Here is a 13612-nt window from a genome sequence, read left to right as displayed (position 1 = left end):
AGCGGCCGGAGGCCGGGCCCTCCGGTATCAGCCCATAGCCGCGCCGATCCCGGCGCCGTGATCTTCCGACCCCGGGCGGGCGGACCGCGGCTCAGATGCCCGGGTTTGCCGACGCGGGGAGTCGCCGAACATGCGCGCGAACTCGCGGCTGAACTGGGACACGCTCTCGTAACCGACTGACAGGGCGGCGTTCCCGGCCTTTTCGCCGTCGGTCATCATCAGGCGCCGCGCTTCCAGCAGGCGCAGATGCTTCTGGTACTGGAGCGGGGACATGCAGGTCAGCATCTTGAAATGCTGGTGAAAGGAGGAGGCGCTCATGCCGGCTGTCCTCGCCATGTCCGGGACGCTGATCGGCGCATCGAAGCTTTCACGCATCTGCTGGATCGCCTTCGTGATGCGCGCGGGCTGGCCCTCCGGGATCGCCAGGCGCGCCACATTGCCGCCGGCCGGACCGGTCAGGAGCCAGTAGGAAATCTCGCGCATGACCACCGGATAAAGGATCTCGACGCCCTGCGGGTGGCGGACGAGGTCGAGCAGACGCAGGATGGACGCCGCGACATGGGCGTCGATGTTCTGGACGACCAGGCCGGATCCCGGCTTGCCTCGCGGGGCCCCGCCGGCCTCAAGCTGCGTGGCGACCTCCAGAATGATCTGCGGGTTGAGCTCCAGCACGGCGCCGACATAGGGCTCCTCGGCCGAGGCCTTCATCTGGCTCAGGACAGGAACCTCGACCGTCACGATCATCGACTGCATGTCGCCGTAGGTGATGGTGGTGTCGCCGACCAGCACCTCCTTGCGACCCTGGGCGACGAGGCACAGCGACGGCCGGTAGTGCATGTGACGCGGCGCTACGGAGGCGTGGGTGCGCAGCAGGCGAAGGCCGGGTACGGGCGTGTCATAGGCGCCGTTGCTCACACCCTCGGCGTCCAGGATTTCGGCAATCGCCGAGGTGAGTTCGGTGGCCATGATCGACGTCCGCAGCTGTTTATGACCGAATCCTACGCCCGCAGCGGAAGTCGAACAACGGCCCCCGGAGGATTGGGCAATTTTGGCGTTGGATTCGGCAAGCGCAGATTGACGCACCTCGTGCGCGGGACGTCGACCACCGCGCAAGATCGCGCCGAAGCGGCCGGTGGGCCGCCGCGTCGGCGACCGGCGCGCGCGGACGTTCAGGCCGTCCTAGAGAAAGCCGCCGTTGGCGTAGACGATCTGGCCGTTGATCCATTCGGCGTCCGTCGAGCAGAGCGCGGCGATGGCGTTGGCGACATCCTCCGGCTCGCCGATGCGGCCATAGGGCGTCATCTGGGCGGCCTGGGCGCGCAGGGGCGGCGGCACGTCGAGCAGGCTCGTATTGGTCGGTCCCGGGGCCAGGGCGTTGACCGAGATGCGGCGCCCCGCGAGCTCCTTGGACAGGACGCCCGCATAGATCTCCTGAACGGCCTTGGTGGCGGCGTAGCCTCCGTGGGTGGCCCGCTTGGCCTTGATGGAGGTGGAAGCCAGGGTGACGATGCGTCCGCCGTCCCGGGTGCGGCGGGCGGCTTCCCGCAGGACGTTGAAGCTGCCCTTCACATTGGTGGCGATCATGCGGTCGAAAGCCTCGTCCTCGAACTGGGCGAAGGGCGCGGTGTTCATGATGGCCGCGTTGCTGATGACGACGTCCACGCCGCCGAAGGCCTGCTCGTTGGCGTCGAACAGGGCGCGGACGGCGGCCGGATCGGCGACGTCGGCCTGACGGGCGATGGCGCGTCCGCCGGCCGCCTCGATGTCGCGCACGACCCGGGCGGCGAGCTCGGCGTTGGTCAGATAGTTGACTGTGACCGCAAAGCCGTCACGCGCCAGTCGCCTTGCGGTGGCGGCGCCGATGCCGCGGGACGAGCCGGTGACGATGGCGGCGCGGCCGGCTCCGGCCCGGGGCTGGACGCCGCCGGAGGCGGCCGCGGTTTGGGCCTTGGCGGCGTCGGCCATGGCGAGGGCGGGTGCGACTGCGGCGGCAAGGGCCAGGAGGGATCGGCGGGAGGTGTCGGACATGGGCTGGGTCTCCGTCTGGGGTGGGCCAAGAGGAGCACGGGCCCGTCGGACGGGTCTTGCCGTATCGAAACGATGATTTGCCCGATCCTTTGACGCGCGGCCTCGCTTCAACCCGCCGCCGGGCAAGTTACTAACTGCCCCGGGGGCGGGGGAAACCGCCGGCGTTGCGCAGGCCGGCCATGGTTTGGACTGCACCCGTACGCCGACGGCCGGATGCGGGACGCTCTGAGGTCGCGTCGGGCGCCACCCCGTGGGAGCGTCGCCGCCGCAGACGCTCAGCCTGTCAATCGATCCCGCATCGCAGCCTGTGAGGCCCGCATCAGCCCCTGATACTGGCTGTCCTTGCCCGGATACCAAGGCATTCGACCGATGTCGGAGAAGCCCGGGAGGGTCTCCATGTGCGAGACCATCCGCCGCCGCATGGCCGCGTCCGGCAAGGGACCGTACATCGCCCGGACGTTATCGCTCGCGTGGTCCGGGTTTGAGGTGCCGCAGAGGACGGTGGTGACCGCCGGATGGCCCATCACCCATTTGAGGAAGAACTGCGCCCAGGTGGAGGCCTCGAACTCCCGGGCGAAGTCGGGCAGGGGGCGCCCCTGCACCACATGCATCAGCCGGGCCTTCTCCAGCGGCAGATTGATGAGGACGCCGACGCCCTGATCCGCCGCGGCGGGCAACAGACGCCGTTCCGCGGCCCTGTCGAAGATGGAGTAGTTGGTCTGGACGACGTCGACGTCGCCCCGTTCGACGAACGCGGCCAAGGCGTCCTGCTGGCCGCTCTCGTGGTGGGTGACGCCGACGTGGCGGATGCGGCCCTCCTTCTTCCAGGCCTGGAGCAGGGGCACGACGAACCCCGCGTTCACGAGGGCGTGGCACTGCATCAGATCGATGGTGTCTCGCCAGGTGCGCAGCCTCGACTGCTCGAGACTGGCGACGGCATGACTGTCGTCGCCGGCGTATTCCCCTGTCGACCAGATCTTGTTCGCCACGAAAAGTTCGTCCGACGGGGTATCCGCGAGGAAGGCGCCGACTGAAACCTCGGCGGAGCCGTAGAGGGGCGAAGTGTCGACGACACGCCCCCCGCCCTCGACATAGCGACGGAACACCTCGCGCAGGCGCGTCCGGTCGTCCCCGGGTCTGGCGTCGAAGGTCATGAAGGTGCCGAGGCCCAGCGTCGTGAGGCTTTGACCCGTCCTCGGGACGGACCGGGTGCGCGCCGGCGGCCGGTCGGCGGGGCCAGCCGGGTGTGTCTGCGTGCGCCCGGCCTGGGCCGCCGCCGGCGCGGCGACGGAGGCGGCGCCCAAGGCGGCGACGCCCAGGCCCATCGCCCCCAGAACAGCCCGCCGGGCGGGTCGCGAACCTCTGTCTTCAGTCTCATGTTTCATGGCTGTTTCCTCGGTTGAGCGGGGGATGATTCAGACGGCCACAACGCCCTCGCGCAGACCGCGGGCGATCCGGCGGTCCGCGACCAGGCAGGCCAGGCCGGTGAGGATGACGCCGACCGGCACGATCAGCAGTCCGACGCCGAGGCTGTTGGCCAACCCTGCGGAAGACACGCCGTCGCTGATCAGGCCGACCAGTACGGGTCCCACAGCCGGGCCCAGAAGGCCGGAGGCGATCATCACCAGACTGGAGGCGAGCGCTTGGCGGCCCGGTCCGGCGACCAGGTGCGCCGCGCTGAAGGCGGCGGGCAGCAGGAAGGCGAAGGCGAACATGGCCGGGACGAACAGGGCGATGGACATCCATCCCTGCGGGGCGAACAGGCCGGCGCCTATGGCGGGCGCGGCGATCAGAAGGCCGACGGCCGGTATACGGAGCACATGGCCGGTCCCCGCCCGGGCGCGGTCGAAGGCGCGGCCGCCGAGCAGGGTCCCGGCCACCCCGGTCAATCCTTGCAGCAGGCCGAAGGCGAGCCCCACCTGTCCGGCGGTGAAGTCGTGCGTCCGGATCAGGAAGGGGGCGGAGAAGGCGTAGAAGGGCGCGCTGCCGAAACCCAAGGCGAGGCTGGCGATCATGAGCCAGCGGAAGCCGGAGGAGGTGGCGAGCCGGACCGCCGAGGCCAGGAAGGGCTGGGCGTCCGCCGGTCCCCGGGGTTGGGACGGGGTAGGGGGGATCACCAACAGGGCGAGCGCCGCGGCCAGGCCGCCGGCGGCGCCGAAGGCGATCAGAGCCGTCCGCCAGCCGAGGCCGTCGGCGATCGCGCCGCCGGCGGCGAAGCCGACCATGGTGCCGAGCGGAATGCCCATGGAGAAGAGGCCGATGGCCAGGCCACGGCGTTCAGGAGACACCAGGCGGCCGATCAGACCGTGCCCCGAAGGCAGGGCGCCGGCCTCGCCCACGGCGACGCCGAAACGCGTCAGGGCGAGAAACACGAAGCTCCCCGCCAGACCGCCGAACGCGGTCATGGCGCTCCATACGATGAGACAGACCAGAAGCACCCGCCGGGGGGACCCCCGGTCTGCGGCCCGCGCGAGCGGGAGGGACAGCAGGGTGTAGCAGATGGCGAAGGCGGCGCCGGTCAGCAGGCCGATCTGGGTATCGGTCAGGTTGAGGTCGGTCTTGATCGCCTCCGCCAGGATGAAGGGGAGGATGCGGTCAATCTGGCTCAGGGCGTTGATGAGGAGAAGGACGGCGAGAAGGGCGGCGAGACGCCACCCCTGAACGTAGGGGAACGAACGGATCATGATTGAGCCTCGAACTGGACCCCGGTCAGACGTTCCGACATCTCCCAGAGGCGGGCGGCCGCAGCCTGGTCGAGCGCCGCCGGGGGAATGCGGGCGACAGCGGGATGACCCCGGGTTTCGGCCAGGCCGTCGGGGCCGTAGTAGCCGCCCCCTTCGGCCTCGTGCGCCGTCGCCGCGTAGAGAGTCGGCAGCGCGCCCCGGGCGACGGGCTGGAACAGGAACCAGAGCGCGCTGCGCAGACGCCGGTGGGGATGCCCGCCGGGCGTGTTGTAGAGTAGCTGGGTTCGCGAGATGCCCGGATGGGCGGCGATGCCCGAGACGCCCCAGCCGGCCGCGTCGCTGCGACGCTGGAATTCCAGCGCGAACATCAGACAGGCCAGTTTGGACTGGGCGTAGGCGGGCATCGGACGATAGTCGCGCTGGGCGTTGAGATTCTCGAAATCGATGGCGCCCCGCCGCGCGGCGATGCTGGACACGCTGACCATGCGCGCGTCTTCCCCCTTCTTCAGCAGGGGCATAAGCCAGGCCGTCAGGGCGAAGTGGGCGAGGTGGTTGGCCCCGAACTGAAGCTCGAAGCCGTCGACGGTCAATTCCCGGTTCGGCGGGGTCATGACCCCGGCGTTGTTGATCAGCAGGTCCAGGCCGTCGAGCTGGGCCTTGAGGCGGTCTGCGAAAGCGTTGACGGCGGCGAGGTTTGAAAGGTCGATGAACTCGAACCGGACCGCCGCCGAGGGGACGGCGTCGCGGATGGCGGTTGCCGCGGCCTCACCCTTGGCCGGATTGCGGCCGGCGAGGATGACGTTCGCGCCGGCTCTGGCGAGCGCGAGGGCGTCCTCGAAACCGAGCCCGCCCGGCCCTGTGACGACGGCGGTGCGACCGCATTGGTTGGGGATGTCTGAGGTGGTCCACTGGGTCATTCGATGTCTCATGCGGAGTGATCGCATTTGCACATTCGAAGATCGGGGCCCGGATGCGAATGTCCGAAACCTCAAATTAGTTGCCGGATCCTATGATCTCTGTCGCCGCTGCGCGGTGGCGGATGGAGGTCGGACGAAGGGAAAGACCGCTGCTGACTCTTTGCGGATTCGCAGAAGATCCGCTTCCCGGCTAGGGCCAGCGTACTATGAGGTGCGGGACGGGGCGCTCCCTCCGACTTCAACACGAAGTTCGAAACACCCGCCTGATGCTGGCGCCCCTCGGGGAGTAGCAGCCGATCTGCACGGGCCTGAACCGCTTGCTCTTGCACGCCGGCCTCTTTGAGAGCCTCAAAGATTTCGCCGATCTTGGTGTTGCGGTCATATCTGCAGCGGGTCATTAGCAAGCGGTCGCGTGCTCGCGATGCTAGCGACAAAGACCACTGAACGGCCTTCCGAGGGGGTCTTTGAAAAGCTCCACCATTTTTCGTCGTTCAGCCCCAACAGGATCACAAGGCTGTACTCAAGGCCCTTGGTGGAGCACATCGCCAGCATCATTCGCTCTACCGTCTGGCGCATGGAGCGTGACGGCGCTTTTCCCCGGGCGCGTCCGGGTGTCGCCGGGCGGGGTCGGTTGGTGGGAGAGCGAACTGACGGTCTGGAAGCGGACGCGGGGTGGATCGCTGCCCCCGCCGCCGCTCAAGGCCCCGAGAACGCCGCGTCTGCCGGGCATGGCCCGCCCCATGCCGGCGCCTGCTGCGGCGCCGGTCCGGACTCCGGCCCCGGACGCGCCCGTCTTCCAGGGCGTCGCGGTCGTCCCGTTCAAGGCCCGACGCCGAGGCCGCAATCCTCTGCCCCGACCGATCAATTCGACTTCGGATTCTGAGGGGGGAGGCCTCTGACGCGCGCAGGCCTGAAGAATAAGGCAGGTTTCCGCCAGATTTGGGCATCGACCGCCGATGCGAAGCCCCTCACCTTCGACGGCCGGGGCGGGGGCCTCGGATCCGATAGGGGCCATCCGCGACATGACGCAATCTCAGGTTCGAATGCGCTCCGCCGACACGGCGCGGGCGGGCGGGGACGGCCGGGGCTGGTCCGATGCGATCCTGAGATGGAGCGGGCGTCTGCTGGTCGCCGCGACCTGGATCAGCGGGGCGATCTTCGCGATCTACATCCTGGCCTTCTTCGGCGGCGTCGCGTTGCGCGGCGCGGCCGAGCGGTGGAACGAATCCCTCCCGGGACTTCACGACGCCGCCGCGCCGGCCGCCACGCTCGCGATCGGCGTTCATTTCGCGGCCGGCGGGGTGCTCCTGCTGTTGGGCCCGATCCAGTTGATCGGCAGGCTGAGGCGGCGTCTGCCGGCGCTTCACCGGTGGCTGGGGCGGACCTATGTGATCTCGGCCGGTCTGGCCGGCCTCGGCGGGCTGGGCTTCATTCTCGGCGCCGGAACGATCGGCGGCAGGCTGATGGACGTGGGCTTCGGCGGCTACGGCGTCCTGATGGTGCTCTGCGCCGTCGAGAGCTGGCGGCATGCGCGGGCGGGTCGCTACGACCGGCACCGCGCCTGGGCCATCCGCCTGTTCGCCCTGACGGTCGGCTCGTGGCTCTACCGGATGGAGTACGCCGCCTGGTCGGTGCTGGCCGGCGACCTCGGCCAGGGGCGGGGGTTCACCGGCTGGTTCGACGCGATCATGATGTTCTTCTTCTACATCCCCAATCTGATCGTCGCCGAGGTATTCATCCGGGCGCGGGGGGCGCGCCCTCATCCCGTGGCGGCTGGCGACCGCGGCGCTGCTTCTGGCGGCAACGGCCTTCGTCGCGCTCGCGACCTGGCTGTTCGCTCGCGGCGTATGGGTCCCTCAGGCGATCAGTGGTCTCTCGGGCGGCCCGGTCTGAAGCGTCGCGGCCCGGTCTATCGGGCAAGCAATACGGCGGATCGAGCAACGGGAGACCCGCGCGACGAGGGCCCCCGTGCGCTAGACTCGCGATTGTTCCTCCACCGACCGCACGGGCCGGGGCCGGCCCGGATCTCCGCGCCGATCGCCCGCTTGTCCCGCCGATCGTCAACAAAGGCCGTCCAATGCTCACCCTCATCCCCGAAGCCCTCTCCGACTTCGTCGCCGACGACGATGGCCAGCCCGTCGTGATGCTCAATCTCCTGCGGTTCAAGCCGGAGGGCGGCCGTGCGCGCTATGCGGAATATCTGGCGGCCGTGGGTCCCGTGGGCGCGCGGTTCGGCATCGAGGTCGTCTATTTCGGCGACGGCCTTCCGGCCCTGTCGGCTGAGGACGGCCAGTCGTGGGACGCCGTCCTCCTGGTCCGCTACCCCGACCGGAACGCCTTCGTCGGCATGATCGAGGACCCCGAGTACGCCGAGGCGGCGGGACCCCTTCGGGAGGACGCGCTGACCGAGGCCGTCCTGCAGCCGTTGCGGACCCGGGCGTGACTCCGGTCAGGCCCCGGCGGGAGCCGGGGCCTTCATGGCGTCGATGAAGGCGCGCAGGGCCGGAGGCGGGTTCCGCCGCCCGGCATAGTAGAGGTAGTTGGGCGGCAGCATTGGCCGCCAGGCCTCCAGCACGCTGACGAGCGCGCCCGATTTGACGTAGGGCGCGGCCTGGGTCTCGAGCACGCAGGCCAGGCCGACGCCGGCGACGGCCCCCTCGCACAGGACATCGATGTCGTTGGTGACGAAACCGCCTGGGACATCCATTGTGGTCGTCTGGCCGTCCCGCTCGAACGTCCAGCGGTAGAGCGAGCCCGCCGTCGGCAGGCGGTAGCTGAGGCAACGGTGGCGGCTCAGGTCGGAGGGATTTTCCGGCACTCCGAAGGCGGCTAGGTAGGCCGGAGCGGCGACAATGCTGAGCCGGGCCCCGTCGTCCAGCCGAACCGAGACCATGTCCTGCTCCAGGGACGGCAGACGTCGGATCCCCGCATCATACCCTGCGGCGACAATATCGGTCAGGCCGTCATCGACGGTCAGTTCGACGCTGATCTCCGGATAGTCGTCCGCGAACCGTGCGAGACGCGGCAGGACCAGGCCGAAGGCGGCCGAGCGATGGGCGGTGACGCGCACCCGGCCGGCCGGCCGGGCCCGATCGACATCGAGGGCGATCAGGGCGGCGTCGACCTCCGCCATGGCGGGGCGCAGGCTCGCCAGAAGGCGTTCGCCCGCCTCGGTCGGGGCGGTGCTGCGGGTGGTGCGGTTCAGCAGCCGCACACCCATGCGCGCCTCCATCAGCCGCATCCGGTGGCTCAGCGCCGAGGCCGAGACGCCGAGGCGGGCGCCCGCGCGCGTGAAGCCGCCGGCCTCGACGATGGCGGCGAAGACCGCCAGATCGTTCCAGGTGTCGCGATCCATTATTGAGATGAACTCAAGAGGCCTTGTGATGAATGGCCGCTACCGCTCAACGTTCGCCGTGTCCAGTTTGCAGTTCGAAAAAGACCGGAGCTCTCCTATGCCCCTCGACGCCTATCGTCCCCTCGGCCGTTCAGGCCTCATCGTCAGTCCTCTGGCGCTCGGGACCATGACCTTCGGCGTGGCGCGCTGGGGCATGGACCAGTCCGCCGCCGAGGCGGTGTTCGACGCCTATGTCGGCGCGGGCGGCAACCTGATCGACACGGCCGATGTCTATGCCGCCGGCGGCGGCGAGACGATGCTGGGCGAGATCCTCTCGCAGCGCGGCGGCCGCGACCGGCTGGTGCTGGCGACCAAGGCCGGCTTTGCCGCCGGGCCCGGCGCCGGCGGCAACGGCGCCAAACATATCCACGCCGCGCTCAAGGGGTCGCTGCGCCGGCTGAAGACGGACTACATCGACCTCTACTGGGTTCACGTCTGGGATTCCGTGACGCCGCCCGAGGAACTGCTTGAGACCCTGTCGGCCCTCGTGAGGGCCGGCAAGATCCGCTACTGGGGGATATCCAACGCCCCGGCCTGGTATGTCGCCCGGATCGTCACCCTGGCGGCCGCGCAGGGCCGGCCGGGGCCGATCGCCCTGCAGTATTTCTATTCCCTGGTCAGCCGGGAGGTCGAGGCAGAGCACCTGCCCTTGGCGCGCGATACGGGCCTCGGCGTGATGCCGTGGAGTCCGCTGGCCTATGGTCTGCTGACCGGCAAATATGATCGGGCGGCCGTGGAGGCGGCCCCGTCGCGCGCGGGCGGTTTGCCGAACGAAGCGGGGACCGGCGACGGCGAGAGCGGGGCGCGGCTGGACGGCCCCAATCCCTTCGGCGACAGCCTGTTCACCGCGCGCAACTGGGCCATCGTCGACGCCCTCAAGGCTGTCGCCGCCGAGATCGGCGCGCCGCCCGCCCGGGTGGCCCTGGCGTGGGCGCTGTCGCGGCCCGGGGTCGACACGGTTTTGACGGGCGTCAGCCGGGTCAGCCAGCTGGAGGACAATCTCAAGGCCGTCGATCTGGTCTTGTCGCCCGACCATCTGGCGGCGCTGGAAGCGGCGTCCCGTCCGGACCTGCCGATGCTCTACGGACTGTTCAGCGACGAGATGCGGCGCCACGTCGTCTACGGCGGCGCCTCGGTGAGCGCCCGCCGCTAGAGGGCGCGGGTGACGGGAATCCGGCGCTAGCGGACGCGCTCGAACTCGGCCGAGACGCGGCCGCCGTCCGGCCGGGTGAAGCGTTCGATCATCCGATCGCCCTGCACCACCAGGGTGAGGTCCTTCCGCGTGCGGACGTCGCCGATCCAGTTGGGGAAGGTGGAGCCCTCGACCCGATTGCCTGTGAAGACGCCGTCGGCGTCGACCGAATAAACGCCGAAGAACCCGATGGTGGTCGCCATGGCGCGGCGGTTTTCCGCATCCGTGCCCTCGCCGCGGACTCCGGAGGCGAAGGGCGGGGCGTCGGCGGGGGTGAGGACCTCGATGAACCGCATCTCGGGCGTGAAGACGAGAAGTCCGTTGGGGCGGTCGCCGTAGGGACGGCTGACGCCGTCTTCGTCCTCGACCGTGGCGCTCACCATGCGCCAGGTCCCGAGGACGGCGTTGGGTCCGGAGTCCGGGCGGGGAGGGGCGGGGTCGGACGGGGCGCAGGCCGCAAGGCCGGCGGCGACGACCAGGGCGAGCCGGCGGTTCATGACCGGTCGGCCCCATAGGCCACGGTGCGCTGGCCGCGCAGTTCGGCGAGCCGGTCGACGAGCGCCGCCTCGATATTGTCGTAGGCCGTGCTGCCGAGGGCGAGACGACGCGGAGGACGGTCCGCGTCTGCGGCGCCGATCATCGCCTCGACGGTCCGGTCGGCGTCGCCCTTGATCTCGAAGCCGCCGCCCAGGACGGCCCGGCGCACCGCGGCGGCCGGCGTGGCCTCATAGGCGGCGAGGGGCTCCGCAAGGTCGAGGCCGGCGCCGAAGCCCGTGGCCGTGGGACCCGGCTCGACGAGGGTGAAGCGGACGCCGAAGGGCTCGACCTCCTGGGCGACGGACTCCACGAAGCCTTCGATGCCCCATTTGGTCGCGTGGTAGAGGCTGAAGGCCGGGTAGGCGACCTGGCCGCCCTCCGAAGAGACCTGCTGCACAAGGCCGCCGCCCTGGGCGCGGAGACGCGGCAGGACAGCCCGGATGAGCTGGATTGACCCGACCAGATTGGTGGCGATCTGTCTGTCGATCTGGTCGTCGGTCGCTTCCTCGGCGGCGCCGAAGAGGCCGTAGCCCGCGTTGCTGACCACCACGTCGATCCGTCCCGCCGCGGTGAAGGCGGCGTCGACCCCGCGCCGCAGGGCGGCCGTGTCGCTCAGGTCGAAGGTCACCACCTGCAGCCGGTCCGGATAGCGGGCCTTCAGGTCCGACAGCGGTTCGGTCCGTCGCACCGCGGCAACGACGCGATCGCCGCGGTCGAGCAGCAAGCGGCTCATGGACAGGCCGAGACCCGAGGATGCGCCGGTGATAAGCCAGGTTTTCATGAGGATCTCCTTGTCTGAGCGGGAGATGCGCCCGATCGACTGGTGCGATAAGGTCTCGCTATCCGCATGGGATGGTGAGAGATTTACACCAATGGAAGACGTGAGCCTCTCCGAGCTGAAGGCCTTCGCCGCCGTGGCGCGACATCGGAGCTTCCGGGGCGCGGCGGACACGCTCGGGGTTTCTCGGTCCTCGCTGAGCCATGCGCTGCGCGCCCTGGAGCGCCGCCTGGGCGTGCGGCTGCTGCACAGAACTACCCGCAGTGTCGGCCTCACGGAGGCCGGCGCACGCCTGCTGGAGCGACTGTCTCCGACCCTTGGCGCGCTTGACGACATCCTCGCGGACGTCCGCTCCGGCGCCGGCGAACTGGCAGGCGCGCTTCGGGTCAACGCCAATGAGGGCGGCGCGCGCTGGCTCATCCGACATGTCGTACCCGACTTCGTGCTGAAGCACCCCGGCGTCCGGCTCGACCTCGTCATCGAGGGCCGGCTGGTCGACATCGTGGCCGAGGGGTTCGACGCCGGCGTACGCCTCGCCGAGGCGGTTCCGCAGGACATGATCGCCGTGCCGTTCGGCGGGGCCCAGCGCTTCATCGCGGTCGCGTCGCCCGCCTACCTCGCCGCCCACGGCCGGCCGGCCACGCCGGACGATCTGAAACATCACCGGTGCATCCGGCAGCGGCTGCCCAGCGGCAAGCTGTACCGATGGGAGTTCGAGCGCGGTCAGACCGCGACCGCGGTGGAGGTCGACGGGACCCTCGGGCTGGATCACAGCGGGCTGATGGTCGAGGCCGCCCTGGAGGGTGTGGGAATCGCCTTCGTTCCCGAGACCTTCGCAAGGGCCGCGCTCGCCGAGGGTCGGCTGGAGATCCTCCTGGCCGAGTGGTCGCCGCCGTTCCCGGGGCTCTGCCTCTACTACGCGGGGCGTCGGCATGTGCCGGCCGCCCTCGGCGCCTTCATCGCCGCCGTCAGGGCGGCCCAACGCACGATCGAGCGGAGCGGGGCCTGAGCGTCAGAAGGCTGCGTTTGCGCCCTCCGGCGAGGCGGCGGACCCTTCGGGACGAACGCGCGCCATCCGCGCCCGGCGGGTTTCGCGCCGGGGCGGGGAGCCGAACATCCGGGCGTACTCCCGGGTGAATTGCGACACGCTCTCGTAACCTACGGCGACCGCGGCGGTTGAGGCCTGATCGCCGTCGCTGACCATCCGCCGTCGCGCTTCCAGCAGACGGATGTGCTTCTGATACTGAAGCGGAGACATCGCCGTCAGGGCTTTGAAATGCTGGTGAAAAGAGGACGGGCTCATCCCGACGGACCTGGCCAGCGCCTTGACGTCGACCGGGCTGTCGAAATGGTCGCGCAGATGCGACATGGCCTGGGCGATGCGGTGCGGCTGGCCGTCCGGAATCACCATGCGGGCCACCGCGCGGCCCGCCGGGCTGCGCAAGAGCCAGTAGGCGATCTCGCGCATGATCGACGGATACAGGATGTCGACGGCGTTCGGCTCGCCGATCAGGTCGAGCAATCTCTGGAGGGAGCCGGTGATCTGCGCATCGAGATCCTGCACCGTGAGCCCGAAGCCGGAGGGGCCGGTCGTCTCGAGGTCGCCCAGGCGGGTCGCCACGTCACGGATGATTCCGGCATCGAGCTCCAGGATCGCGCCGATGTAGGGGTTGGCGGCCGAGGCCTCGATCACGCGGCTGAGCACCGGGGCCTCCACGGTCACGACCAGGGTCTGTCCCTGGCCGTAGCGGACGGTCCGGTCGCCCACCATGATCTCCTTGGAGCCCTGGGCGATAATGCACAGGGTCGGACGATAGAGCATCTGCTGCGGCGGCATCTGGCTACAGGACCGCATCAGGATCAGGCCCGGAACCGGCGTCATGTAGTGACCGTCGCCGATGAACTGGGCGTCCAGGACGCCCGAAATTCTGTCGCCAAGGTTCAGCTTCATGTCCGACCGTCTCCGCTCACGATGGGACGATCCTAGCCATGGCCCTCGCGCGCGCCAACGCCTCGGGACGATCAGGCAAATAAGACGGACGATCGGGCGGGTGTCGACCGCCTCGCCCGGCAGGACGGCGC

At 69.7% G+C, this 13612-nt stretch carries 13 protein-coding genes; 4 read left to right on the top strand and 9 right to left on the bottom strand.

Annotation, left to right across the window (positions count from 1 at the left end; translation table 11 throughout):
• Positions 1-27: 27 nt before the first annotated feature.
• The 5 genes from ACODRV_RS12040 to ACODRV_RS12020 form a co-directional block, all read right to left on the bottom strand.
• Positions 28-966 carry an AraC family transcriptional regulator gene (locus ACODRV_RS12040; RefSeq protein ID WP_141626818.1) on the bottom strand — a complete coding sequence of 313 codons (939 nt, stop codon included), beginning with the start codon at positions 964-966 and terminating at the stop codon, positions 28-30.
• 213 nt (positions 967-1179) lie between these two features.
• Positions 1180-2028 carry an SDR family oxidoreductase gene (locus ACODRV_RS12035; RefSeq protein ID WP_488908479.1) on the bottom strand — a complete coding sequence of 283 codons (849 nt, stop codon included), beginning with the start codon at positions 2026-2028 and terminating at the stop codon, positions 1180-1182.
• 275 nt (positions 2029-2303) lie between these two features.
• A complete protein-coding gene (locus ACODRV_RS12030; RefSeq protein ID WP_488908478.1) occupies positions 2304-3413 on the bottom strand; it encodes an aldo/keto reductase in 1110 nt (369 codons plus the stop codon).
• 30 nt (positions 3414-3443) lie between these two features.
• The gene (locus ACODRV_RS12025) at positions 3444-4712 is read right to left on the bottom strand and encodes an MFS transporter (RefSeq protein WP_488908477.1); all 1269 of its coding nucleotides are present in this window, start codon (positions 4710-4712) and stop codon (positions 3444-3446) included.
• Positions 4709-5629 carry an SDR family oxidoreductase gene (locus tag ACODRV_RS12020; protein ID WP_488908476.1) on the bottom strand — a complete coding sequence of 307 codons (921 nt, stop codon included), beginning with the start codon at positions 5627-5629 and terminating at the stop codon, positions 4709-4711. The genes ACODRV_RS12025 and ACODRV_RS12020 overlap by 4 nt, the downstream gene beginning before the upstream one ends.
• A 1022-nt stretch (positions 5630-6651) precedes the next feature.
• Between ACODRV_RS12020 and ACODRV_RS12015 the strand changes: the two genes are divergently transcribed.
• Together ACODRV_RS12015 and ACODRV_RS12010 are read left to right on the top strand one after the other, a co-directional pair.
• Complete coding sequence (locus ACODRV_RS12015) at positions 6652-7773, top strand: DUF2306 domain-containing protein (protein ID WP_488908475.1); 1122 nt, start codon at positions 6652-6654, stop codon at positions 7771-7773.
• The gene (locus ACODRV_RS12010; protein WP_141626812.1) at positions 7707-8072 is read left to right on the top strand and encodes a DUF1330 domain-containing protein; all 366 of its coding nucleotides are present in this window, start codon (positions 7707-7709) and stop codon (positions 8070-8072) included. The genes ACODRV_RS12015 and ACODRV_RS12010 overlap by 67 nt, the downstream gene beginning before the upstream one ends.
• Positions 8073-8078: 6 nt before the next feature.
• On the opposite strand, the gene ACODRV_RS12005 is transcribed toward ACODRV_RS12010, so the two are convergent.
• Positions 8079-8984, bottom strand: coding sequence for a LysR family transcriptional regulator (locus ACODRV_RS12005; RefSeq protein WP_488908474.1), 906 nt, complete (start codon positions 8982-8984; stop codon positions 8079-8081).
• Positions 8985-9081: 97 nt separating this feature from the next.
• Here ACODRV_RS12005 and ACODRV_RS12000 point away from each other — a divergent pair, with 97 nt between their 5' ends.
• Positions 9082-10176 (top strand): aldo/keto reductase, encoded by a 1095-nt coding sequence (locus ACODRV_RS12000; protein WP_488908473.1) that lies wholly within the window; start codon positions 9082-9084, stop codon positions 10174-10176.
• 26 nt (positions 10177-10202) lie between these two features.
• On the opposite strand, the gene ACODRV_RS11995 is transcribed toward ACODRV_RS12000, so the two are convergent.
• Entirely contained in the window at positions 10203-10712 is a 510-nt protein-coding gene (locus ACODRV_RS11995) for a lipocalin-like domain-containing protein (RefSeq protein WP_141626809.1), read from the bottom strand.
• Positions 10709-11533: an SDR family oxidoreductase gene (locus ACODRV_RS11990; RefSeq protein WP_141626808.1), complete on the bottom strand. Its 825-nt coding sequence runs from the start codon at positions 11531-11533 to the stop codon at positions 10709-10711. The genes ACODRV_RS11995 and ACODRV_RS11990 overlap by 4 nt, the downstream gene beginning before the upstream one ends.
• 25 nt (positions 11534-11558) lie before the next feature.
• Between ACODRV_RS11990 and ACODRV_RS11985 the strand changes: the two genes are divergently transcribed.
• Positions 11559-12539 carry a LysR family transcriptional regulator gene (locus tag ACODRV_RS11985; RefSeq protein WP_488908472.1) on the top strand — a complete coding sequence of 327 codons (981 nt, stop codon included), beginning with the start codon at positions 11559-11561 and terminating at the stop codon, positions 12537-12539.
• A gap of 3 nt (positions 12540-12542) precedes the next feature.
• Here ACODRV_RS11985 and ACODRV_RS11980 read toward each other — a convergent pair whose 3' ends face one another.
• A complete protein-coding gene (locus ACODRV_RS11980) occupies positions 12543-13481 on the bottom strand; it encodes an AraC family transcriptional regulator (RefSeq protein ID WP_488908471.1) in 939 nt (312 codons plus the stop codon).
• Positions 13482-13612: the final 131 nt, after the last annotated feature.

Source organism: Brevundimonas sp. FG8 (assembly GCF_057808845.1).
The sequence above is the reverse complement of the archived record's forward strand: the minus strand, read 5'-3'. Positions and strand labels throughout refer to the sequence as shown.

Excerpts from the sequence above, each read along its gene's own strand:
- ACODRV_RS12040 (WP_141626818.1), bottom strand. The coding sequence starts at position 966 with ATGGCCACCGAACTCACCTCGGCGATTGCCGAAATCCTGGACGCCGAG.
- ACODRV_RS12035 (WP_488908479.1), bottom strand. The coding sequence starts at position 2,028 with ATGTCCGACACCTCCCGCCGATCCCTCCTGGCCCTTGCCGCCGCAGTC.
- ACODRV_RS12030 (WP_488908478.1), bottom strand. The coding sequence starts at position 3,413 with ATGAAACATGAGACTGAAGACAGAGGTTCGCGACCCGCCCGGCGGGCT.
- ACODRV_RS12025 (WP_488908477.1), bottom strand. The coding sequence starts at position 4,712 with ATGATCCGTTCGTTCCCCTACGTTCAGGGGTGGCGTCTCGCCGCCCTT.
- ACODRV_RS12020 (WP_488908476.1), bottom strand. The coding sequence starts at position 5,629 with ATGACCCAGTGGACCACCTCAGACATCCCCAACCAATGCGGTCGCACC.
- ACODRV_RS12015 (WP_488908475.1), top strand. The coding sequence starts at position 6,652 with ATGACGCAATCTCAGGTTCGAATGCGCTCCGCCGACACGGCGCGGGCG.
- ACODRV_RS12010 (WP_141626812.1), top strand. The coding sequence starts at position 7,707 with ATGCTCACCCTCATCCCCGAAGCCCTCTCCGACTTCGTCGCCGACGAC.
- ACODRV_RS12005 (WP_488908474.1), bottom strand. The coding sequence starts at position 8,984 with ATGGATCGCGACACCTGGAACGATCTGGCGGTCTTCGCCGCCATCGTC.
- ACODRV_RS12000 (WP_488908473.1), top strand. The coding sequence starts at position 9,082 with ATGCCCCTCGACGCCTATCGTCCCCTCGGCCGTTCAGGCCTCATCGTC.
- ACODRV_RS11995 (WP_141626809.1), bottom strand. The coding sequence starts at position 10,712 with ATGAACCGCCGGCTCGCCCTGGTCGTCGCCGCCGGCCTTGCGGCCTGC.
- ACODRV_RS11990 (WP_141626808.1), bottom strand. The coding sequence starts at position 11,533 with ATGAAAACCTGGCTTATCACCGGCGCATCCTCGGGTCTCGGCCTGTCC.
- ACODRV_RS11985 (WP_488908472.1), top strand. The coding sequence starts at position 11,559 with ATGCGCCCGATCGACTGGTGCGATAAGGTCTCGCTATCCGCATGGGAT.
- ACODRV_RS11980 (WP_488908471.1), bottom strand. The coding sequence starts at position 13,481 with ATGAAGCTGAACCTTGGCGACAGAATTTCGGGCGTCCTGGACGCCCAG.